The following is a 20,919-nucleotide window of genomic DNA, read 5'->3' as shown; positions in this document are numbered from 1 at the left end:
GTGCCCATCAACCGCCCCGCCTGCGGTTGGCTTCCGTTTTTAAATTGCCTAAGGTCTCGGCTTTCCCGCCGAGACCCAGTGCCTGATGGACTCCTCTTCGATCCAGCCCGCTCTCACGCCCATGATGGCGCAATATTTCGAGATCAAGGCGGTCAATCCCGGCTATCTGCTGTTCTATCGCATGGGCGATTTTTACGAGCTCTTCTTCGAAGACGCAGAAATCGCCAGTGCCGCACTGGGCATTGTGCTGACCAAACGCGGCAAGCATCTGGGCGAAGACATCCAGATGTGCGGCGTCCCCATCCATGCCGCCAATGACTATCTCAACAAGCTGATCAAGCTCGGCCACCGCGTCGCCATCTGCGAACAGGTGGAGGACCCAAAAGAGGCAAAAAAACGCGGCGCCAAGTCCGTGGTGAAGCGCGACGTCGTCCGCCTGATCACCGCCGGCACGCTGACCGAGGACGATCACCTCGACGCCCGCAGCTCCAATTTCCTCGCCGCCCTGTCCATGCTGCGCCATGGCGAAACCGACTTCGCCCTCGCCTGGGCCGATGTCTCGACCGGCGAGACCTTTACTGTCGATCTGAGCGCCGAACAGCTGCAGGACGAATTGGCGCGCATCGATCCGTCCGAACTGCTGCTCGCCGATACGACCCGCCAGGCCCTGGTCGAACGCCATATCTTTGCGCCGGCCTGGACGCCCATTGCACACGCCGTGCCACCCGAAAGCTTTGACAGCGAAGCGGCCACTATTGCCCTGCGCCTCGCTTTCCCCGATGGCAGTTTCGACCCCTCTGCCCTCTCCCGCGCCTCTCGCGGGGCGCTTGGCGCCGTGCTCGCCTATGTGCGCGAGAGCCAGAAGGGCATCGGCGTCGCCTTGCGCGCCCCGGTCATGGATGGCGCCACCCGCCACATGGCCATCGACCAGGCCACGCGTGCCAGCCTCGAACTGCACCAGACCCAGCGCGGCCAGCAGCGCGGTTCGCTCCGCCAGGTCATCGACCTGACGGTCACCGCTCCCGGCTCGCGCCTGCTCTCCGCCCGCCTCGCCGCACCCCTCGCCGATGCCGCCGCCATCAATGCCCGGCTCGATGCGGTTGGCCTTCTGGCCAATGATACATTGCTCAATGGCCGTCTGCGGACTGATCTCAAATCCGTCCCCGACCTCGCCCGTGCGCTGACCCGCCTGGCACTCGACCGCGGTGGCCCGCGCGATCTGGCAGCTGTCGGCAAGGCGGTCAGCGCCGCCCTGTCCCTTTCGACCCATTTTGCCCGCCTCGACGACATCCCGCCCGTCCTCGCCCGCCTCGGCCAGACGCTGGGCGCCGCACCCCTGCCGCTCGCCTCAGAACTGGCCCTGGCGCTCGACGATGACCTGCCCCTCTTCAGCCGCGACGGCGGTTTCGTCCGCAAGGGCTACGACGCGACACTCGACCAGGAACGGGCGCTCGCCAGCGAAACCCGCGCCGTGGTCGCAGCCTTGCAAGCGCGCCTGATCGAGGAGACCGACGTCCGCTCGCTCAAGATCAAGCACAATGGCGTCCTCGGCTATTTCGTCGAAGTCCCGGCCAATCACGGCACCAGGCTCCTCGAAGAGCCGCATCGCCAGAGCTTCATCCATCGTCAGACCATGGCCAATGCCATGCGCTTCACCACGACCGAACTGGCTGAGCTGGAAGGCCGCATTGCCCGCGCCCACGAGGCGGCCCTCGTCATTGAACTCGGCATCTTTGCCAATCTGCGTGGCCAGGTTCTGCGCCTCACCAATGTCCTGCGCGATCTCGCCGATACCCTCGCCGAACTCGACGTCACCACCGCCCTCGCCCATCTCGCGGCGACCCGCTCCTACACCCGCCCCGACGTCGACGACACTCTGGCCTTCGCCATCCACGGCGGCCGCCATCCGGTCGTGGAAGACATGGTCATGTCCGAGGGCCACAGCTTTGTCGCCAATGATGCCGATCTTTCCGGCACCGATGCCCAGGGCGGTGGCGCGCTCTGGCTGGTCACCGGCCCCAACATGGGCGGTAAGTCGACCTTTTTGCGTCAGAATGCGCTGATCGCCATCCTCGCCCAGATCGGCTCCTTCGTCCCGGCATCCTCCGCTCATATCGGCGTCATCGATCGGGTTTTTTCCCGCGTTGGCGCCTCTGACGACATTGCCCACGGCCGCTCGACCTTCATGGTCGAAATGGTCGAGACCGCCGCCATCCTCAATCGCGCCACCCGCCGCAGCCTCGTCGTTCTCGATGAAATCGGCCGCGGCACCGCAACCTTCGATGGTCTCTCCATCGCCTGGGCGGCGGTGGAAGCCTTGCATGAAACCACCGGTTGCCGCGCGCTTTTCGCCACCCATTTCCATGAGTTGACCAGCCTCGCCAAGGCGCTCACCCGCGTCTCCAATGTGACCATGAAAGTGCGCGAATGGGAGGGAGAGGTCGTCTTCCTCCATGAGGTTGGTCCCGGCGCCGCCGATCGCTCCTACGGCATTCAGGTGGCGCGCCTTGCCGGCCTGCCCGAGCCGGTTCTGGTCCGTGCTCGCCAGGTTTTGACCGTGCTGGAACAGCGTTCGGCAGGCACCGCCTCTTCCAGCCAAAAGGCCAGCGTGCTAGACGATCTTCCGCTTTTTGCCCACCAGCCGCCTTCACGCCCCGTTGAGAAAGACCCGGTACACTCCGCGCTCGATGCCGTCCGTCCCGACGAGATGACCCCGAAACAAGCGATCGAAGCGCTCTACCAGTTGAAGAAAATCCGCGATGACGCTCGCCGAAGCTGAGGCAAAGCCGCGCAAACCGCTCTTTGCATTGAAATCCGCCGAAGTCCTGCTCGGCGAATTCGATGCGGCGATCGGCGAGGAAGCACCCAAGTCGAGTGCGGCCCGCGCCCTTGTGCTCGCCCATGTCCGCCAGACCCTGGCCGAAGCCCGCAAACAGGCCGAAGCCGAGCTCTTGGCGACCAACAAGGGTACGCGCTGCGCGCAGAACCTCTCCGCCGCGCAGGACGAGATCATCGCCGCCGTCCACCTCTTTGCCACTCGCCGCGTCTATCCGGTCGATAATCCCTCCGGCGCCGAGGCCATCGCGCTCTCCGCCGTTGGGGGCTATGGCCGGGGCACGCTGGCGCCGGGCTCCGATATCGATCTGCTCTTCATCCTGCCTTACAAGCAGACCCCCTGGGGCGAGCAGGTTACCGAATATATCCTCTACATGCTCTGGGACCTTGGCCAGAAGGTCGGCCATGCCGTCCGTTCGGTCGACGAGAGCCTGCGCATGGCCAAGGCCGACATGACGGTCCGCACGGCAACGCTCGAAGCGCGTTTCCTTACCGGCGATCGCGACCTCTTCGATAGCCTGGTGCATCGTTTCGAAACCGAAATCATGCCGCGCACCGGCCCCGAATTCATCGCCGCCAAGATGGCCGAGCGTGACGAACGCCACAAGCAGATGGGCAATACCCGCTATGTGGTCGAGCCCAATATCAAGGACGGCAAGGGTGGCCTCCGCGACCTCAACACGCTGTTCTGGATTGGCAAATATTTCTACCACCTCAAGACCAGTCATGAACTGGTTGGCCGCGGCGTCTTGAGCGCCAGCGAATATCGCCTCTTCTCGCGCGCCGAGGACTTTCTGTGGGCTGTGCGCTGCCACCTCCACTTCGTCACCGGACGCTCCGAAGAAAAGCTGACCTTCGACGTTCAGCCCGAACTGGCCCAGCGCATGGGCTATGCCCAGCGCATCGGCATGCTGGGCGTTGAGCGCTTCATGAAGCGTTATTTCCTCGTCGCCAAGGATGTCGGCGACCTGACCCGCATCATCTGCGCCAGCCTCGAATTCAACCACGCCAAGGACATGGATCTGGTCGGCCGCGTGCTGGCCCCCTTCCGCCAGGGCAAGTCCAGGATCAAGGGCGAGGCCGATTTCGTGCTTGATACCGGCCGGCTCAACATCGCCGGCCCGGAAGTCTTCGAGAAGGATCCGGTCAACCTGATCCGGATTTTCCTGGTGGCCGGTCGCGAACAACTCCTGTTCCATCCCGACGCCATCAAGGTCATCACCCGCTCGCTGCGCCTCATCGACAATGCCGTGCGCCACGATCGCAAGGCCAACGAGCATTTCCTGACCATCCTGACCGATCCACAATCTGTGGAACGCATTCTGCGCGCCATGAACGAGAGCGGCGTGTTGGGCAAATTCGTGCCCGATTTCGGCAAGATCGTCGCCCTGATGCAGTTCAATATGTATCACCACTATACCGTGGACGAGCATCTGATCCGCTCGGTCGGCGTCATGGCCGATATCGCCAATGGCGGGTTGCGCGACCAACTGCCGCTGACCCATGAGCTCCTGCCCCAGCTCAATGACACGCGCCTACTTTATGTCGCGCTCTTCCTCCACGATATCGCCAAGGGCCGCCCGGAAGACCATTCCATCGCTGGCATGAAGATCGCCAGAAAGCTCTGTCCGCGCTTTGGTCTGACGCCCGCCGAAACCGACACGGTCTCCTGGCTGATCGAGCATCACCTGCTGATGAGCGAAATCGCCCAGGCCCGCGATATCCAGGATCCCGAAACCGCCAAGAGCTTCGCCGATGTGGTCCAGTCACCCCAGCGCCTGGCGCTGCTGATGATCCTGACCGCTTGCGATATCCGCGCCGTCGGCCCCGGCGTCTGGACCGGCTGGAAGGGCAGCCTGCTGCGCGCGCTCTATTACGCCACCGAACCCCTGCTTTCCGGCGGGCATTCGCAATGGAGCCAGTCCGACCGCATCCATTTTGCCCAGGACGAACTGGCCAAGGCTATTGCCGCCTGGCCGCAGGACGATGTCGCGACCTATGTCGCGCGCCACTATGACCATTACTGGCTACGCGCCGAGCCCGAGCTCCAGGTCGAACACGCCCGCATGATCCGCCATGCCGACCAGAGCGGCGATGGCTTTGCCGGCTCGATCCGCATCAAGGCCTTCGAAGGCATTACCGAAGTCACCTTCTATACCCCGGACCATCCGCGCCTGCTGTCGCTGATCGCTGGCGCCTGCACCATGCAGGATGCTTCCATCATCGGCGCGCAGATCTTTTCGACGCGCGACGGCCATGCGCTGGACACCTTCCGCCTGCGCCGCAGCTTTACCAGCGACGAGGACGAAAAGGTCCGCGCCACCCGCATCATCGATACGGTGAAACAGCTCCTGCAAGGCAAGCGGCAGATCCTGATCGATCTCGGCAAGGAAAGCCGCCACAACAAACGGCTGAAACCATTCGCCCTGCCCGCACAGGTCTCGGTCAGCAATGCCCTGTCGGAAAAATTCACCGTCATCGAGGTCTCGGGCCTCGATCGCATGGGCCTGCTGCATTCGCTGACGCACCAGATTTCCGATCTCAACCTCACCATCGGCTCGGCCCATATCGGCACCTATGGCGAAAAGGCCGTCGACGTCTTCTACGTCACCGACCTCACGGGCCAGAAGATCATGAGCAAGCCCCGCCAGCGCAAGATCCACGACGCCCTGATGGGCGTGTTTCACCCCGGCGCTGCGCTGAAGGTGGCCAATGGTTAGGCCTAAGACGTCCGGGCGTTCACCGACCGGACTCCTCCCCCTATCAGGGGGAGGCTGGGTGGGGGTACCCCTCATCAGATGAGCCTTTATCGCAATTTTCTGTCCGTTGGCGGGCTGACGCTGCTGTCGCGCATTGCTGGCTTTGCCCGTGATGCGTTGATGGCTGCCGTCCTCGGCATCGGCCCGGTGGCTGACGCCTTCAACGCCGCCTTCCGGTTCCCCAATCTGTTCCGGCGCCTGTTTGCCGAAGGCGCCTTCAACACGGCATTCGTGCCGATGTTTTCGACCGCGCTCGAAACCCAGGGCGCCGAAGAAGCCAAAAGGCTTGCCGGAAGCATCATGAGCTGGCTGGTGGCGGCGATCCTCCTCGTCACCCTTCTGGCCGAGGTTTTCATGGAGCCCATCATGTGGGTCTTCGTGCCGGGCTTTGACGATCCGCAGAAATTCGAGCTGACCGTTTTCCTCGCCCGGATCATGTTCCCCTATCTCGCCTGCATGTCGCTGATGGCGGCCTATGCGGCGATCCTCAATACGCTCGGGCGCTTCTTCGCCTCGGCCTTTGCGCCTGTCATCCTCAATATCGTCAACATCGCCGCCTTGGTGCCGCTGGCCATACTGGTGCTGGAAGACAAGGCCGACGTCGCCTTCTGGGTGGCGATTGCAACCATGCTGGGCGGGATTGCTCAGCTGGCGTTGGTCTATGGCGCCATTCGCCGCGCCAAATTCGTGCCGCGCCTGTCCCTGCCCCGGCCCAGTGCGGAAACGCGCCGCTTCTGGCTGCTGGCCATTCCCGCAATCATTGCCGGCGGTATCACCCAGATCAACATACTGGTCGGCACGGTCATTGCCTCGGGCGCCGAAAACGCCATCTCCATCCTCTCCTATGCCGACCGCCTCTATCAGCTGCCGCTCGGCATTATCGGCATTGCCATTGGCACCGTGCTGCTGCCCGAACTGTCGCGCCATCTGAGCGCTGGCCGCAATGACGAGGCCGCAAAAAGCCAGGACCAGTCGCTGCTGCTCTCCATGCTGTTGTCCCTGCCCGCGGCGGCAGCGCTGGCCGCCCTTTCCGTGCCCATCGTCCGTGTCCTCTTCGAACGCGGCGCCTTCGACGCTGTGGCCACCACCCATGTCGCCGAGGCGCTGGTCGGCTATGCCTGGGGTCTGCCCGCCTTCGTGCTGATCCGCGTGTTGCAGCCAGGCTTCTTCTCGCGCAAGGACACGGTCACCCCCACCATCTTTGCCGGCCTCTCCGTCATCGCCAATATCGCCATCTCGCTGGCCCTCTTCCCGAGCCTGCAACATGTCGGTATTGCGCTCGCCACCACGATTTCCTCCTGGCTCAACGCAGGCCTGCTGGCGCTCTTTCTCGCCCGTCGCGGCTATTTCAGCATGCCGCTGGACTCGCTGCGCAAGCATGCCCTCACCATCGCCAGCAGCCTGATCATGGCCGGCGCGCTATACCTGCTCGGCCAGCGTGGCGCGGTCATCTTCTCGCCCGGCCAGCCCTTTCTCGTCCAGGCCGCCGCGCTCTTTGCCATCTGCACCTTCGGCACCGCCACCTATTTCACCCTGGTCCACATCACCGGCGCGCAAAAGCTGGGCATGCTGGCGAGCCGCCTGCGCCGTCGACGTTGAACTGAATGCTCCGCCCTCTCGGCGTCACCCCGGGCTTGACCCGGGGCCCATCCCGAGATTTCACCACGGCCGCAAGGTGCCTCGCCTTGGCAGCTCAGGATGGATCCCGGCTCAAGGCCGGGATGACATCGCGTGTGTGGAGAGGTAAGTGTGTGCCCAACACGTCTTGTTAGGCCTTCCCATGACCTTCACTCCCCGCGTCTTTTCCGGCATCAAGCCCTCGGGCGACCTGCACCTCGGCAACTATCTCGGCGCCATTCGCCGCTTCGTGCCGCTGCAGGACACGCATGAGACCATCTATTGCGTGGTCGACATGCATGCCATCACCGTCTGGCAGGACCCGGCCGACCTCAAGCGCTGGACCTATGAGATCGCGGCCGCCTATATCGCTGCGGGCGTTGATCCCAAGAAGTCGATCATCTTCAACCAGTCCCAGGTCATGGAACATGCCGAGCTGAGCTGGATCTTCAACTGCGTTGCGCGCATGGGCTGGATGAGCCGCATGACCCAGTTCAAGGACAAGGCTGGCGAAAATTCCGAAGCCGTGTCGCTGGGCCTGTTTGCCTATCCCTCGCTGATGGCCGCCGATATCCTGCTCTACAAGGCCACTGGCGTGCCCGTTGGCGAGGACCAGAAGCAGCATCTCGAGCTGACCCGCGACATCGCCAAGAAATTCAATCACGACTTCAAGAAGCAGGTGAAGGCTCTCGGGGTGAAAGGCGACTTCTTCCCCATCACCGAGACACTCGCCACCGGCCCCGCCATGCGCGTGAAATCGCTCAAGGATGGCTCCAAGAAGATGAGCAAGTCCGACGCCTCGGACCTCTCCACCATCTACATGATGGACGATGCCGACCTGATCGCCAAAAAGATCAAGCGCGCCACCACCGACGCCGAAGCCCTGCCCAGCGAGGCGGCTGGCCTTGCCGGTCGTCTCGAAGCCGAAAACCTCGTCGGCATCTATGCCGCGCTGTCCAATCGCTCGGTCGATGAGGTGCTGGGCGAATTCGGCGGTCAGGGCTGGGGCGTCTTCAAGCCGGCGCTGGCAGATCTCGCCGTTGCCCACCTGTCGCCCATCGCCGAGGAGATGCGTCGCCTGGTGGCCGATCGCGGCGAGATGGATACGATCCTGCGTGACGGTGCCGACCGTGCCCGCGCCATCGCCCAGCCAATCATGGCCGACATCCGCAATATCGTGGGCTTTGTCCGTTAAGAGGGCGAAAAATGTACGATACCGAATACAAGCGCAAATTTCTCGTCATCATCGACGAGACGCCCGAATGCGAACGCGCCCTGACCTTTGCCGCCTATCGCGTCAAGCGTACGGGCGGCACGGTGGTGCTGATGAGCGTCATCCAGAAGCCCGAATTCATCGGCCTCGGCGTCGAGGACGTGCTGCGCGCCGAAGCGGTGGAAGAGGCCGAGCGCAATCTCGACGCCCGCCTGTCGCGTATCAAGGATATCGGCGATGTGCGCTCGGAATCGGTGATCCGCGAAGGCGAGGGGCCCGAGGAGATCGAGAGGGTCATCGAACAGGACCGCGACATCGCCATCCTGGTGCTGGCCGCATCTACCTCCGGCGAAGGCCCCGGCCCGCTGGTCACCCACTTCGCCAACCGCGCCAACGCCCTGCCCATCCCGCTGACCATCGTCCCAGGCCGCATGAGTGACGAAGAGATCATCGCTGTCTGCTAGCGAATGCGGTGCTCGATGCTAACAGTCTGTTAACCGATAGCCGCTTCCTGCTGCTTTCGCTTGAGCAAGCCGTCGTTCAAAAACGTCCCGAACGGGACGAACGACGCCACGGTTGTCCGCACCCATTCCCAGGCCGAAAAACCCCGGCCTGGCAGGAACATGACCATCGCCAGGACATAGGCGATGAAAGCCACGCCATGGATCATGCCCATGGTAGGCACCAGTTCGGGATGGCCAAACCAGTATTTCGCCGGCATGGCGACCAGAAACAGCGCCAGGGTTGTAACCCCTTCGGCCAGGCCGATATATCTGAACAAGCGGATCATGATATGTGCTTAGCGCATGGCGAGTTCACGTTGCCATGAGGCGCAAGGTCGCAAATAGCCCTTGCAACCAGCCTCGAAAAAGCTATTTTAGAAACATTCTAATTCGACCAAGTCGAGGACGCCGATGTTCATCCAGACCGAAGCCACGCCAAACCCTGCAACTTTAAAATTCCTGCCGGGCCGCGAAGTGCTTGAGGGTGAGCCGCGCGATTTCCGTGGGCCTGAAGCCGCCGCCAACTCGCCGCTGGCCCAGGGCCTGTTCGGCATTTCGGGCGTCACAGGCGTTTTCCTTGGCTCCGATTTCATATCGGTCACCAAGGACGACACCAACTGGGCCCACATCAAGCCGGCCATTCTCGGCGTCATCATGGACCACTTCCTCTCCGGCAAGCCGGTCATCATCGAAGGCGGCGTTGACGTCGCCAATCTCGATGAGGTCGACGAATTCTTCGAAGCCGAAGACGGCGAAACGGTCGAAGTGATCAAGGAACTGCTCGCCACCCGCGTGCGCCCTGCCGTGGCTATGGATGGCGGCGACATCATCTTCAAGGGCTTCAAGGAAGGCACGGTCTTCCTGCACATGCAGGGCGCCTGCTCGGGCTGCCCGTCCTCGACCGCAACCCTCAAGAGCGGCATCGAAAACCTGCTCCGCCACTTCGTTCCGGGCGTGGAATCCGTACAACAGGTCTGAAACGACCGAACCAGTTAAGCAGCAAGCCAGGGGCTCAGTGAGAAATCGCTGGGCCCCTAGTTCTTGCCCAGTAAAAAGCCCGGGTCGCCCCGGGCTTTTGCTATTCTGCTGCGGCCTTTTCGGCCTCGCTGCGCTGGTCGGTGATTGCCAGTGGCTCTCCAACCTGCTCCCGTTTCCGTCTTATGCGCAGCCGCTTGATGCGGCGGCTGTCGGCTGCCAGGATTTCGAATTCGAAACCGTCCAGCTTGTCGACCCGTTCGCCGCGCTTGGGCACATGGCCGGCAAGGTCAAACACCAAGCCACCGATCGTATCGACATCCTCGGCATAGTCGCCCGGATCGAATTCCGGCCCGATCAGCTTTTGCACATCGCTCAGCTCCGCACGGGCATCGGCGATATAGGTATCCTGGCCGACCTTGCGGATCAGCGAGGCAGCCAACTCGTCATGCTCGTCCTCGATCTCGCCGACCACGGCTTCCAGCAGGTCCTCGATGGTCACGAGGCCGTCGGTACCACCATACTCATCGATAACGATGGCCATATGCACGCGGCTGGCGCGCATGGACTGCAGCAGATCGCCCACCGGCATGAAGGTCGGCACGAACATGGCATCGCGGGTGATGTCGAGCTTGATGATCTTGTGCTTGAGCACGGTCGAGACCAGTTTGACCGGCACTTCCTTTTCGGGATCGGTCACCGGGTCGGTAATCTTGCCCAGCGCATCCTTGACGTGGATAAAGCCTAGTATGTTGTCGAGATTGTCGTCATAGACCGGCAGGCGCGAATGGCGAACCTGTCGGAACTTGGCGATCAGCGTGCCCAGGTTCACATCAGCCTCGATGGCCTGGATATCGCTGCGCTCTACCATCACGTCGGCAACCGACACATTGGAGAGTTTCAGCACATTCTGCAGGATCGTGCGTTCGCTTTCGGAGAAATCCGCGGTTTCCGCGCTCCCCTGCTCTTCCAGCGCGACCTGCAGGTCATCGCGCAGCGAAACCGTACCACGGGCCAACATGGCCTTGATCCGGTTCCAGATGGATGGCCCCCGCGATTGGACGGAGGCGGTGCTAGAAGGAGGCTCGGGATTTGTGGGGGCCAGCGGGCCCGTACTGTCGCTGTCGTTCATCTGATGCGCCGCCAGAAGGGGCGGCATTTAATCCTCTAAGGAGAAATCGAGAATGCCCAATATAGGGGCCCGGACCTAATCGGCATAGGGGTCGTCTATACCCAATGTGGCCAATATCTGCGTTTCGAGGCCTTCCATCTCGGTGGCCTCATCGTCTGTGAGGTGATCATAGCCCAGGATATGCAGGAATCCATGCACCACAAGATGCGTGAAGTGGGCCTCGAAACTCATGCCCTGCTCGTCAGCCTCACGGATTAGCGTTTCGCGCGCCAGGGTAATATCGCCCAGAATGCCAACAACCGGCCCGAAGGGCTCGATCTGCGGGAAGCTCAGCACATTGGTTGAACTGTCCTTGCCGCGCCATTGCTTGTTGAGTTCGTGCTGCTCTTCGTCATTGGTCAGCACGACCGACACTTCCGCCGCGCCTTTGACCTTGGCCTTGCTCTGCTTCAGCGCCTCGAGCACGGCCTCTTCCGCCCTTGCCTCGAGATTGTCGGGCCAGGCCTCGTCATTGATGATGACGGCGATATCGATGGGAGGATTGGGCATTGAACTCATTCAGGTGTCAGGGCGGGAGGAGGCTTTAGGCCATCCCGCCCTGCATAGCTAGCTCTTGGGCTGCGTGATGCCCAGAGTCCGGACCAGGCCTTGCGTATCGCCTTCCTTCTCGGCAAGGCGCTTGGCTGTATCGGCCTCATAGGCCCGCACGATGCGACCGACGAGCGCATGACGCACCACGTCCTTGTCGTTGAAGCGCGATACATGCACGCCCTCGACACCGTCGAGCAGCTTCACGGCTTCCACCAGCCCCGACTTTTCGCCGCGCGGCAGGTCGACCTGGGTCGGATCGCCCGTGACGATCATCTTGGAATTCTCCCCGAGACGAGTCAGGAACATTTTCATCTGCATGGATGTCGTGTTCTGCGCCTCGTCGAGGATGACCACGGCATTGGCTAGCGTCCGGCCGCGCATGAAGGCCAGAGGCGCCACTTCGATGATCCCCGACGTGAGGCAGCGCTCCACATTTTCCGGCTTCATCATATCGTAAAGCGCGTCATAGAGCGGGCGCAGATAGGGGTCGACCTTTTCCTTCATATCACCGGGCAGAAAGCCCAGGCGTTCACCGGCTTCGACGGCCGGGCGCGACAGGATGATGCGATTGATGTCGCCGCGTTCCAGCAGCGATGCCGCATGCGCCACCGCCAGATAGGTCTTGCCGGTACCGGCCGGGCCGACGCCGAACACCAGCTCGCTCCGCTCCATGGCGCGCATATAGGCGTCCTGGGCAGGCGTGCGGGCGACGATCGTTGATTTGCGCGTGGCGATCTGGGCCATGCGCACCTTGCCCTTGCGCTCCAGCGTCGGCAAGGTCAGCTGGCTGTCTTCGGTCTCGATCATGCGGATGACGCCATCGACATCGGAAATGTCCATGCTGCGGCCTTCTTCGAGCGAGCCGTAGAGGGATTCCAGCACGCGTCGTGCCTGGTCGACCGAAGAGGCCGCGCCTTTGAGCAGGACGTGATTGCCGCGGGGAGTGGCCGAAACCTTGAGCCGCTGTTCGATCAGCGCCAGGTTCTGGTCGAAGTCGCCATACAGCTGCGCTGCGAGGCGATTGTCTTCAAAAGCGAGTTCGAGTTGCGATGCGAGTGCGTTGTCTGCGGTCGGTGACAAATGCCTGCTCAAACTGGTGTGGCTCCACGCTCAGCGCGGCTGCGGGCTTGCGCCGCGACTACTTTATGGACGCTAGGCCGATTTGCCGTCCATGTCTGTAGCAATATTGTGACTGTTGTGGATTGGCACAAGGGCGAGGATGCTTGGACAAAACTTGAAACGCCGACCTGGAGAGCTAATCTGCGGGACGAAGTGTGAGGCGGACGAAGGAGCCATGCCGGTCCGGGCATAACCACTGATAAGCTCATGCAGCTGCCGCGCGGCGAGGATTAGGCTGCCACCGCTACCTTCAGCCGGCCCACCAGCGAGTTCGTGCTTGTCCCGACGATCTCGACCTGATGGATCGACCCGATCAGGTCGGTGCTGCCTTCGAGATGCACCGCCTGGAGATAGGGCGAACGGCCGCCCACCTGCCCAGCCATCCGGCCCGGTCGTTCGATCAGCACCGGCAAGGTCTTGCCGACGCAACTAGCATGGAAATCGGTGGTCTGCTGGTTGACCAGCTCCTGCAAACGCCACAGGCGCTCGCTCTTGACCGCCTCGTCGACCTGATCGGTGAGGCCAGCACCAGGCGTGCCGGGGCGTGTCGAATATTTGAAGGAATAGGCCGAGGCATAGCCGACGTCGCGGATGATCGTCAGCGTGTCCTCGAAATCCTCGTCTGTCTCGCCGGGAAAGCCGACGATGAAATCACCCGACAGCGCCATGTCCGGCCGCGCCGTCTTGATGCGGTCGATGACGGTCATGTATTCGGCCGCGGTGTGGCGCCGGTTCATGGCCTTGAGAATCCGGTCCGAACCGGACTGCACCGGCAGGTGCAGATAGGGCATCAGGATATCGAGGTCGCGATGCGCCGCCATCAGCGCATCGTCCATGTCGCGCGGATGGCTGGTCGTATAGCGCAGCCGCTCGAGGCCGGATATCTCCGCCAGCATATAGGCCAGTTCGCCAAGGCCGACCACGCGGCCCTTGTCATCGCCGTGATAGGCATTGACGTTCTGGCCCAGCAGGGTGAGTTCCTTGACCCCAGCCTCGGCCAGCCCGCGTGCTTCCGCCAGCACCTGTGCCACCGGCCGCGAAACCTCGGCGCCGCGCGTATAGGGCACAACGCAGAAGCTGCAGAACTTGTCGCAGCCCTCCTGCACGGTCAGAAACGCCGTCAGGCCGCGCTTGATGGTCACTTCCTTGCGGGCGGCGGGCAGATGGGCAAACTTATCTTCCTCGGGGAAGTCAGTGTCGACAATCGGCTTGCGCAGCGCTTGATGCATGTGCCGCTGGCTTTCGGTGCGCGCCAGCATGTCGGGCAGCTTGTGATAGGCCTGCGGCCCGAACACCATGTCGACGACCGGGGCGCGGCGGGCAATCTCTTCGCCCTCGGCCTGCGCCACACAGCCGGCTACGCCGATCATCATGTCGCCGCCCAGCGCCCGGCGCTCATTCTGCAATTCCTTGAGCCGACCCAGCTCGGAGAACACCTTCTCCGAAGCCTTTTCGCGGATATGACAGGTATTGAGCAACACCAGGTCTGCCTGCGCCATGTCCAGCGTCGTCTCATAACCATGCGGCGCTAGTGCATCCATCATGCGGTCGCTGTCATAGACGTTCATCTGACACCCATAGGTCTTGATGAACAGCTTCTTGGTATTGGCGCGGGTCTCGGTCATGGCCGCTCTTTATCAGAGGATCGCGTGATACTCAAAGAGCCCTCGATAGCCCAGCGCATTCTGCGGCCGATGATAATAGTCTCACCAGACTCTGAATCGTCATAAAGCAATCCCGTTGTGCTTTGAGATTGCTCGCTGCGCTGCAAACCCTCTATGCTTCTGGGCAGGGGGCAAGAGGCGCGCGAATCGAGATTATTCGCCTGTGCTCTTGCCAATCACGCGCGGATTGGCATGACATTGACGGATACCGGCAAGACCCAGTTGAAAATGGGCCGCCGCTCGATCATCAACTATCTCGTTGCGCTGGTCCTGGTCAGCGTGGTGCCCAGCTTTCTGTTTGCCGGTGTGCTGATCCAGCGCTATCAGGCGGCGCAAGAAGACGTGGTCGAAACGCTGATCGTCGCCACATCCCGCTCCATCGTCCAGGCCATGGAACGCGAAATCCTGGCCAATGTCACGACGCTGCGCGTACTCGCCGCCTCGCCTTCCCTCCGCGAAGGCGATTTCCGTGGCTTCTATATCCGCACCAAGCTGGCGCTCGAAGATACCGATGCCAATCTCTTCGTGGTCAATCCCGATTTTACCACCTTTGCCAGCACGCGCGTGCCCTATGACAGCCCCGACAGTCGCGCCAGCGACATCGAGGCGGCGCAGAAGGCCTTCGACAGCAATGCCGTGGTGGTAACCGACCTGGTCTTCGGCAATGTCTCGAAGTCCTGGGTCTACAACATTCTGCTGCCGGTCGATCTCGGCCAATATGGCAAAAAGCTCATTGCCCTCAATCAAGAGGCTGAAAATTTTGCCTCGGCTCTCTCGGCCAACAGCCTGCCCGCGGGCTGGAACACGGCCCTGCTCGACAATGACGGTCGCATCCTTGCCGCCAGCGCCGGCGTCGGCAATGTCGGTGATGAGTTCGGCGCCTTCGATGCCATGACACAGCGCTTTGCCATCGGCTGGCAGAGTATCGAGACAACCGATGGAGCGGCGTTGGGGGTCATCCAGCGCTCCGGCACCACCGGCTGGCGCCTTGTCGCCTGGGCGCCGATCTGGACCATTACCCAGCCCCTGATGACGGCCCTGCTCTATCTGATGGCTGGTGGGCTGATCCTGCTCGGCCTCATCGTCGCGGCCATGTTCTGGGTCAGCCGCCGCATCGGCTCGTCGGTTCGCGGCCTCGCCCGCGACGCCCGCCGTCTTGGCGCCGGCCGTCCGGTCACCGCTACGCCCTATCCGGTTGCTGAAATCGCCGAAGTTTCCGAGGCGCTTGCCCAGGCTTCCACTGATCGCCAGGCCGCCGAAAACGAGGTGCGCTTCCTGATGCGCGAAGTGGCTCATCGCTCCAAGAACCAGATGACCGTCATTGCCGCCATGGCCAAGCAGACCGCCCGCGGTGCCGACGATGTCGAAAGCTATGTCCAGGCCTTCGAGCGACGCATCCTCGGTCTGGCACGCTCGACTGATCTGCTGCTGACCCATGGCCGGGCCGGCGTCTCGCTGGGCGAACTGGTCGAAAGCCAGATCGCCACCTTCAGCCCCGATGATCCGAAACGAATCCAACTCCACGGCCCCGAAGTCCGCATCAATGCCCAAGCGGCCCAGATCATCGGCATGGCCCTGCACGAACTATCCACCAACGCCGTCAAATACGGCGCTTTCGCCGAAGATGGCGGCACGCTTGCCGTCACCTGGGCGGTGGCCGACGGCAAGCTGGACTTCCTCTGGCGCGAGACCGTGGCCCAAAAACTTGAGACCAGTGACCGGGTTGGTTTCGGCACCACGGTGCTCAAATCCATGGTGGGGCGTTCGCTCGGCGCCGATGTCGAGCGCAACTGCCACGGCAATGGCATCGAATGGCACTTCTCCATTCCCCTGTCGGCCGTCGATCCCTTCCATGCCAAGCATGGCGAGACCGACGAGGATGACGAATAATTCTGGCATTATCCGGCTCTTTGCACTATAGAGCCGCCAGTCTTGCGGCCCTTTGGGGCCCAGGCATTCACGGCCCCGCCTGGACGACATCCCGGCCGGGGCGCCACATCCTCTAATGTAAAGGATTGCCCGATGTCGATCACTGCCGAGCGCAAGACCGCTCTGATCCTGGAATACGCAACCAAGCCAAACGATACCGGTTCGCCGGAAGTCCAGGTTGCGATCCTGTCGGAACGCATTGCCAACCTCACCGAACACTTCAAGGGTCACGCCAAGGACAACCATTCCCGTCGCGGCCTGCTGAAGCTCGTTTCGACCCGTCGTAGCCTTCTCGACTATGTCAAGAAGATCGACGAGTCCCGCTACAAGACCCTGATCGAAAAGCTGGGTCTGCGCCGCTAACGCGCGCAAGAAATACGGCGGGTGCGGGGTCTCTCCGCACCCGCTTTCGCTTTGGCCCTGAGGCTGGAGCACACTGCGTAGACCGGCGTCGTCCGGAACATGGCAGGATTATTGGCCGCTCTGAACGTCCGGAGCGTGGTCAGAAAAAGTTGACAGACTTTTTCGGTTCGACCGCGCGACTAACTTGGATAGAGCGGCTTGTTGTCTTGCCCATGTTTCGTCTTCGCCAACAGATGAACCGCGCCTGATTTTGAGCCCGGGTCACACATGGGGTGTGGCGACGGGTGCGGGCGCACCGGACTGAGTTCGCGGGACTACTACGCCCCTGCGTTACCGCTCACCGGCAGAATGGAAAGACGTTTACATGTCCACGATCAATTTCGATTACCACAAGGTCGAGCTCAACTGGGGCGGTCAGCCCCTGACGCTCGAAACCGGCAAGATGGCCCGCCAGGCCGATGGCGCCGTGCTCGCCACCCTGGGCGAAACCGTGCTGCTGGCCACCGTCGTCAGCGCCAAGTCCGCCAAGCCGGGCCAGGACTTCTTCCCCCTGACCGTCAACTACCAGGAAAAATACTTCGCCGCCGGCAAGATCCCGGGCGGCTATTTCAAGCGTGAAGGCCGCCCGACCGAGAACGAGACCCTGACGTCTCGCCTGATCGACCGTCCGATCCGCCCGCTCTTCCCCGAAGGCTACAAGAACGAGACCCAGGTGGTCGTCACCGTTCTGCAGCACGACATGGAAAACAATCCCGACGTTCTGGCCATGGTCGCAGCCTCCGCTGCCCTGACCATTTCGGGCGTTCCCTTCATGGGCCCGATCGGCGCTGCCCGCGTCGGTTATGTCGATGGCGAATATGTCCTCAACCTCGCCGTTGACCGTCGCTCCGAATCCAAGCTCGATCTCGTCATGGCCGGCACCGAAGACGCCGTTCTCATGGTCGAGTCCGAAGCCAAGGAACTGAGCGAAGAGATCATGCTCGGCGCCGTGATGTTCGGCCATGCCGAGTCGCGCAAGGTCATCCAGGCCATCATCAAGCTGGCCGAACTGGCCGCCAAGGAACCCCGCGATTTCCAGGCGCCCGACTACTCGGCCCTCGAAGCCGACGTGCTCAAGGTTGCCGAAGCCGACCTGCGCGCTGCCTACAAGATCACTGACAAGGCCCAGCGCTATGCCGCTGTCGATGCTGCCAAGAAATCCGTCAAGGAAGCCTTTGCCGCCAAGGTCGAAGCTGGTGACGTCTCCGCCGAAGCCCTCGGCGAAGTGATCCATAACCTCCAGGCCAAGATCGTTCGCTGGAACGTGCTCGACACGGGCCTCCGCATCGACGGCCGCGATCTCAAGACCGTCCGCCCGATCGTTTCCGAAGTTGGCGTCCTGCCCCGTACCCATGGTTCGGCGCTGTTCACCCGCGGCGAAACCCAGGCCCTGGTCGTTGCCACTCTCGGCACCGGCGAAGACGAGCAGTATATCGACTCGCTCGAAGGCACCCAGAAGCAGAACTTCCTGCTGCATTACAACTTCCCTCCCTATTCGGTGGGTGAAGCTGGTCGCATGGGTTCCCCGGGCCGTCGCGAAATCGGCCACGGCAAGCTCGCATGGCGCGCCGTCAACCCGATCCGCCCGACCGTCGAGGAATTCCCCTACACGATCCGCATCGTGTCCGAGATCACCGAGTCCAACGGCTCGTCCTCGATGGCAACCGTCTGCGGCACCTCGCTCGCGCTGATGGATGCCGGCGTGCCGCTGGCCCGTCCCGTTGCCGGTATCGCCATGGGCCTGATCCTCGAAGGCGAGAAGTTCGCTGTCCTCAGCGACATCCTGGGTGACGAAGATCACCTCGGCGACATGGACTTCAAGGTGGCTGGCACCGACCAGGGCATCACCTCGCTGCAGATGGACATCAAGATCGCCGGCATCACCGAGGAGATCATGAAGATCGCCCTCGAGCAGGCCAAGGGCGGCCGCATCCACATCCTGGGCGAAATGGCCAATGCCATCACCGCGTCCCGTTCGGAAGTGGGCGAATTCGCTCCGCGCATCGAGACCATGAAGATCCCGACCGACAAGATCCGTGAAGTGATCGGCACCGGCGGCAAGGTGATCCGCGAGATCGTCGAAAAGACCGGCGCCAAGATCAACATCGACGACGACGGCACGATCAAGATCTCGTCCTCTGACGGTTCGCAGATCGAAGCCGCCATCAAGTGGATCCGCTCGATCACCGACGAAGCCGAAGTGGGTGCCATCTATCAGGGCACCGTCGTCAAGACCGCCGATTTCGGCGCCTTCGTCAACTTCTTCGGCGCCAAGGATGGCCTGGTGCATATCAGCCAGCTCGCCGAAGCGCGCGTTGCCAAGACCACCGATGTGGTCAAGGAAGGCGACAAGGTCTGGGTCAAGCTGCTCGGCTTCGACGAGCGCGGCAAGGTCCGCCTGTCCATGAAGGTTGTCGATCAGGCAACCGGCAAGGAAGTCGCCAAGGGCGAAGAAGCCGGCGAGTAATCGTCTGCGCTGCTCCTAGAAGTCGTTTAGACTTCGTTCATTTTTGCAACAGGCCCGGATCAGTCCGGGCCTGTCGTCATCTAGGGTTGTTGCATCAAGGCAACAGTAGAAATCATCACATTGGCGCGAGGGAACCGCTCTGTTGAGCTGCCGTTAGGCAAGTGAGGCTTTCCTGCACTAGCGGCGCAGTCATGCGCCGCATAGGTCTTTGCCCACACACAATTTTTCGCGTCACCCTGTTTCCAGGATCTGTCTTGCTCTCTCGTCGCTTGTTCATGATTGGCCTGCCCGCTGTCGCGCTGGCCGCTTGCTCCTCCACCCGTACCCCGACGGTGCAGGAACCGCAGATCGACCCCTATTATCAGGCCATGTATGGCGCGATGCTGAACGAAAAGTTCCCCGTCGCTGCCATGGACCTGCGCCGTGTCGATCCACAGTACTGGCGCCAGGAAGTGCCCTACAGCACGACCGAGCGTCCGGGCACCATCGTCGTCGATACGCCCAACCGTTTCCTCTATCTGGTGCTCGAGGGCGGTCGCGCCCTGCGCTACGGCGTCGGCGTCGGCAAGACCGAAGCGCTGGTCTTCCGTGGCACCGCCACCGTCGGCCGCAAGGCCGAATGGCCGCGCTGGACCCCGACCCGCTCGATGATCGCCCGCGAACCTGACCGCTACGGCCCCTATGCCGGCGGCCTCGAAGGCGGCCCGACCAATCCGCTCGGCCCCCGTGCGCTTTACCTCTACAAGAATGGCGCCGATACGCTGTTCCGCCTGCACGGCACTACCGAGCCCTATACCATCGGCACCAATGTTTCCTCCGGCTGTATCCGCCTGATGAACCAGGACATCATTGATCTCTACGCTCGCGTCCCCGTTGGCGCCCGCGTCGTCGTCATCAACTGATCTCCGCTTCCGGGTCGCTGCCGCGGCAGCTGGACGCCTTGTTTCGGAATCCGTAGTCACCGAAGCAAAGTTTCCTGCTGCCGCGACAAGGACCCGGAAGACAATCGATCAGGGCCCGCTCATCGAGCGGGCCTTTTTCATGCCGCGAGCATCGCCTGCAAAGACCTGTCTTTGCGGCTCACCTCGGCAGCCTCCGGAGAAATCTTCTCCAGTGCCTGTTCCAGGAACCGCTTTCGCGCCTCATGGTCAGGAAAGGCTGCAAGGGGCAGCACCAGCGCGATGGCACCGCTCATGAAGGCGAAGGCCCGTGATGTGCAGTAAATCGCTTCCACGCCGCTCCAGTTGAGCCGAAAGTCGATATCCGCATCGACCCAGCGCATTCCCGTCTCGTCGGTCGAAAATTGCATCGGGCCGGGTGGTCGCATGCCCTTGATGACGCCCGCTGCCTGGCGGATTGACCAGGGCGACAGCACCTTGGCGTAAAAGGTCACGAGGATGCTGAGAAGTACAATCGTCACCGGCCAGCCGCTGATATCAGGCACCAAGCGATTGACCACAATCCCGCCTGCGGCTGACAGCAGACCTCCAACGATCATGATCCCCACAATGACCCCGAACAGTTTCAGGCGGTGAGGCAACGGATAGCGCCGGTTGCTCATCACCGCACTGGCTTCGAACAGATCGTTGAAATCGACCGCATAGGTCAGGCTGGCTTCTGCAGGGCGGGTCTCTGGCAAGGGATTGGCCTCAAATCGTCAAAACATCTGCCAATGCTAGCAGATTGAAACTGCCTGAGGAAAACGAGCGCAAA

General features: G+C 62.1%; 16 protein-coding genes. 10 read left to right on the top strand and 6 right to left on the bottom strand.

Features of this window, described 5'->3' with window-relative positions; translation table 11 throughout:
- Positions 1–85 precede the first annotated feature (85 nt).
- The 5 genes from mutS (at position 86) to P0Y65_18320 (ending at position 8,888) form a co-directional block, all read left to right on the top strand.
- A complete protein-coding gene (mutS, locus tag P0Y65_18340; GenBank protein ID WEK04118.1) occupies positions 86–2,779 on the top strand; it encodes a DNA mismatch repair protein MutS in 2,694 nt (897 codons plus the stop codon).
- A complete protein-coding gene (locus tag P0Y65_18335; protein ID WEK04117.1) occupies positions 2,760–5,555 on the top strand; it encodes a [protein-PII] uridylyltransferase in 2,796 nt (931 codons plus the stop codon). Before mutS ends, P0Y65_18335 begins: the two co-directional genes overlap by 20 nt.
- Positions 5,556–5,633: 78 nt before the next feature.
- Positions 5,634–7,193: a murein biosynthesis integral membrane protein MurJ gene (gene murJ / locus P0Y65_18330; protein ID WEK04116.1), complete on the top strand. Its 1,560-nt coding sequence runs from the start codon at positions 5,634–5,636 to the stop codon at positions 7,191–7,193.
- 181 nt (positions 7,194–7,374) lie between these two features.
- A complete protein-coding gene (gene trpS / locus P0Y65_18325) occupies positions 7,375–8,406 on the top strand; it encodes a tryptophan--tRNA ligase (GenBank protein WEK04115.1) in 1,032 nt (343 codons plus the stop codon).
- Between the two features lie 11 nt (positions 8,407–8,417).
- Positions 8,418–8,888 (top strand): universal stress protein, encoded by a 471-nt coding sequence (locus P0Y65_18320; GenBank protein WEK04114.1) that lies wholly within the window; start codon positions 8,418–8,420, stop codon positions 8,886–8,888.
- A gap of 29 nt (positions 8,889–8,917) precedes the next feature.
- Here the strand turns inward: P0Y65_18320 and P0Y65_18315 are convergent, their stop codons facing one another.
- Positions 8,918–9,214 (bottom strand): DUF3817 domain-containing protein, encoded by a 297-nt coding sequence (locus tag P0Y65_18315; protein WEK04113.1) that lies wholly within the window; start codon positions 9,212–9,214, stop codon positions 8,918–8,920.
- Positions 9,215–9,338: 124 nt separating this feature from the next.
- Between P0Y65_18315 and P0Y65_18310 the strand changes: the two genes are divergently transcribed.
- On the top strand, positions 9,339–9,905 hold the full coding sequence (locus tag P0Y65_18310; protein ID WEK04112.1) for a NifU family protein: 567 nt from the start codon (positions 9,339–9,341) through the stop codon (positions 9,903–9,905).
- A gap of 100 nt (positions 9,906–10,005) precedes the next feature.
- On the opposite strand, the gene P0Y65_18305 is transcribed toward P0Y65_18310, so the two are convergent.
- From P0Y65_18305 to miaB, 4 genes are all read right to left on the bottom strand, one after another.
- Complete coding sequence (locus tag P0Y65_18305; GenBank protein ID WEK04111.1) at positions 10,006–11,061, bottom strand: hemolysin family protein; 1,056 nt, start codon at positions 11,059–11,061, stop codon at positions 10,006–10,008.
- 48 nt (positions 11,062–11,109) lie between these two features.
- Positions 11,110–11,583 (bottom strand): rRNA maturation RNase YbeY, encoded by a 474-nt coding sequence (ybeY, locus tag P0Y65_18300; protein WEK04110.1) that lies wholly within the window; start codon positions 11,581–11,583, stop codon positions 11,110–11,112.
- 57 nt (positions 11,584–11,640) lie between these two features.
- On the bottom strand, positions 11,641–12,705 hold the full coding sequence (locus tag P0Y65_18295) for a PhoH family protein (protein WEK04109.1): 1,065 nt from the start codon (positions 12,703–12,705) through the stop codon (positions 11,641–11,643).
- Between the two features lie 269 nt (positions 12,706–12,974).
- Entirely contained in the window at positions 12,975–14,369 is a 1,395-nt protein-coding gene (gene miaB / locus P0Y65_18290; protein ID WEK04108.1) for a tRNA (N6-isopentenyl adenosine(37)-C2)-methylthiotransferase MiaB, read from the bottom strand.
- Positions 14,370–14,600: 231 nt separating this feature from the next.
- Between miaB and P0Y65_18285 the strand changes: the two genes are divergently transcribed.
- The 4 genes from P0Y65_18285 to P0Y65_18270 all read left to right on the top strand — a co-directional run bounded on the left by P0Y65_18285 (position 14,601) and on the right by P0Y65_18270 (position 20,108).
- On the top strand, positions 14,601–16,298 hold the full coding sequence (locus P0Y65_18285; GenBank protein WEK04107.1) for a sensor histidine kinase: 1,698 nt from the start codon (positions 14,601–14,603) through the stop codon (positions 16,296–16,298).
- Between the two features lie 132 nt (positions 16,299–16,430).
- A complete protein-coding gene (rpsO, locus tag P0Y65_18280; protein ID WEK04106.1) occupies positions 16,431–16,700 on the top strand; it encodes a 30S ribosomal protein S15 in 270 nt (89 codons plus the stop codon).
- A gap of 364 nt (positions 16,701–17,064) precedes the next feature.
- Positions 17,065–19,206, top strand: coding sequence for a polyribonucleotide nucleotidyltransferase (gene pnp / locus P0Y65_18275; protein ID WEK04105.1), 2,142 nt, complete (start codon positions 17,065–17,067; stop codon positions 19,204–19,206).
- Positions 19,207–19,481: 275 nt separating this feature from the next.
- Complete coding sequence (locus P0Y65_18270; protein WEK06838.1) at positions 19,482–20,108, top strand: L,D-transpeptidase; 627 nt, start codon at positions 19,482–19,484, stop codon at positions 20,106–20,108.
- 137 nt (positions 20,109–20,245) lie between these two features.
- Here P0Y65_18270 and P0Y65_18265 read toward each other — a convergent pair whose 3' ends face one another.
- Positions 20,246–20,845, bottom strand: a complete 600-nt coding sequence (locus P0Y65_18265) for a YcxB family protein (protein WEK04104.1) — start codon at positions 20,843–20,845, stop codon at positions 20,246–20,248.
- Positions 20,846–20,919 lie beyond the last annotated feature (74 nt).

This window comes from Candidatus Devosia phytovorans (assembly GCA_029202405.1).
In the GTDB taxonomy this organism is placed as follows: Bacteria; Pseudomonadota; Alphaproteobacteria; order Rhizobiales; family Devosiaceae; genus Devosia; species Devosia phytovorans.
This window is presented reverse-complemented; position numbering and strand designations above follow the sequence as displayed.

What these genes read in the sequence shown, in the direction of transcription:
- miaB (WEK04108.1), bottom strand. Translation starts at nt 14,369, where the DNA reads ATGACCGAGACCCGCGCCAATACCAAGAAGCTGTTCATCAAGACCTAT.
- P0Y65_18315 (WEK04113.1), bottom strand. Translation starts at nt 9,214, where the DNA reads ATGATCCGCTTGTTCAGATATATCGGCCTGGCCGAAGGGGTTACAACC.
- P0Y65_18270 (WEK06838.1), top strand. Translation starts at nt 19,482, where the DNA reads ATGATTGGCCTGCCCGCTGTCGCGCTGGCCGCTTGCTCCTCCACCCGT.
- P0Y65_18285 (WEK04107.1), top strand. Translation starts at nt 14,601, where the DNA reads ATGACATTGACGGATACCGGCAAGACCCAGTTGAAAATGGGCCGCCGC.
- mutS (WEK04118.1), top strand. Translation starts at nt 86, where the DNA reads ATGGACTCCTCTTCGATCCAGCCCGCTCTCACGCCCATGATGGCGCAA.
- P0Y65_18305 (WEK04111.1), bottom strand. Translation starts at nt 11,061, where the DNA reads ATGCCGCCCCTTCTGGCGGCGCATCAGATGAACGACAGCGACAGTACG.
- P0Y65_18335 (WEK04117.1), top strand. Translation starts at nt 2,760, where the DNA reads ATGACGCTCGCCGAAGCTGAGGCAAAGCCGCGCAAACCGCTCTTTGCA.
- pnp (WEK04105.1), top strand. Translation starts at nt 17,065, where the DNA reads ATGTCCACGATCAATTTCGATTACCACAAGGTCGAGCTCAACTGGGGC.
- P0Y65_18320 (WEK04114.1), top strand. Translation starts at nt 8,418, where the DNA reads ATGTACGATACCGAATACAAGCGCAAATTTCTCGTCATCATCGACGAG.
- trpS (WEK04115.1), top strand. Translation starts at nt 7,375, where the DNA reads ATGACCTTCACTCCCCGCGTCTTTTCCGGCATCAAGCCCTCGGGCGAC.
- P0Y65_18310 (WEK04112.1), top strand. Translation starts at nt 9,339, where the DNA reads ATGTTCATCCAGACCGAAGCCACGCCAAACCCTGCAACTTTAAAATTC.
- ybeY (WEK04110.1), bottom strand. Translation starts at nt 11,583, where the DNA reads ATGCCCAATCCTCCCATCGATATCGCCGTCATCATCAATGACGAGGCC.
- murJ (WEK04116.1), top strand. Translation starts at nt 5,634, where the DNA reads ATGAGCCTTTATCGCAATTTTCTGTCCGTTGGCGGGCTGACGCTGCTG.
- rpsO (WEK04106.1), top strand. Translation starts at nt 16,431, where the DNA reads ATGTCGATCACTGCCGAGCGCAAGACCGCTCTGATCCTGGAATACGCA.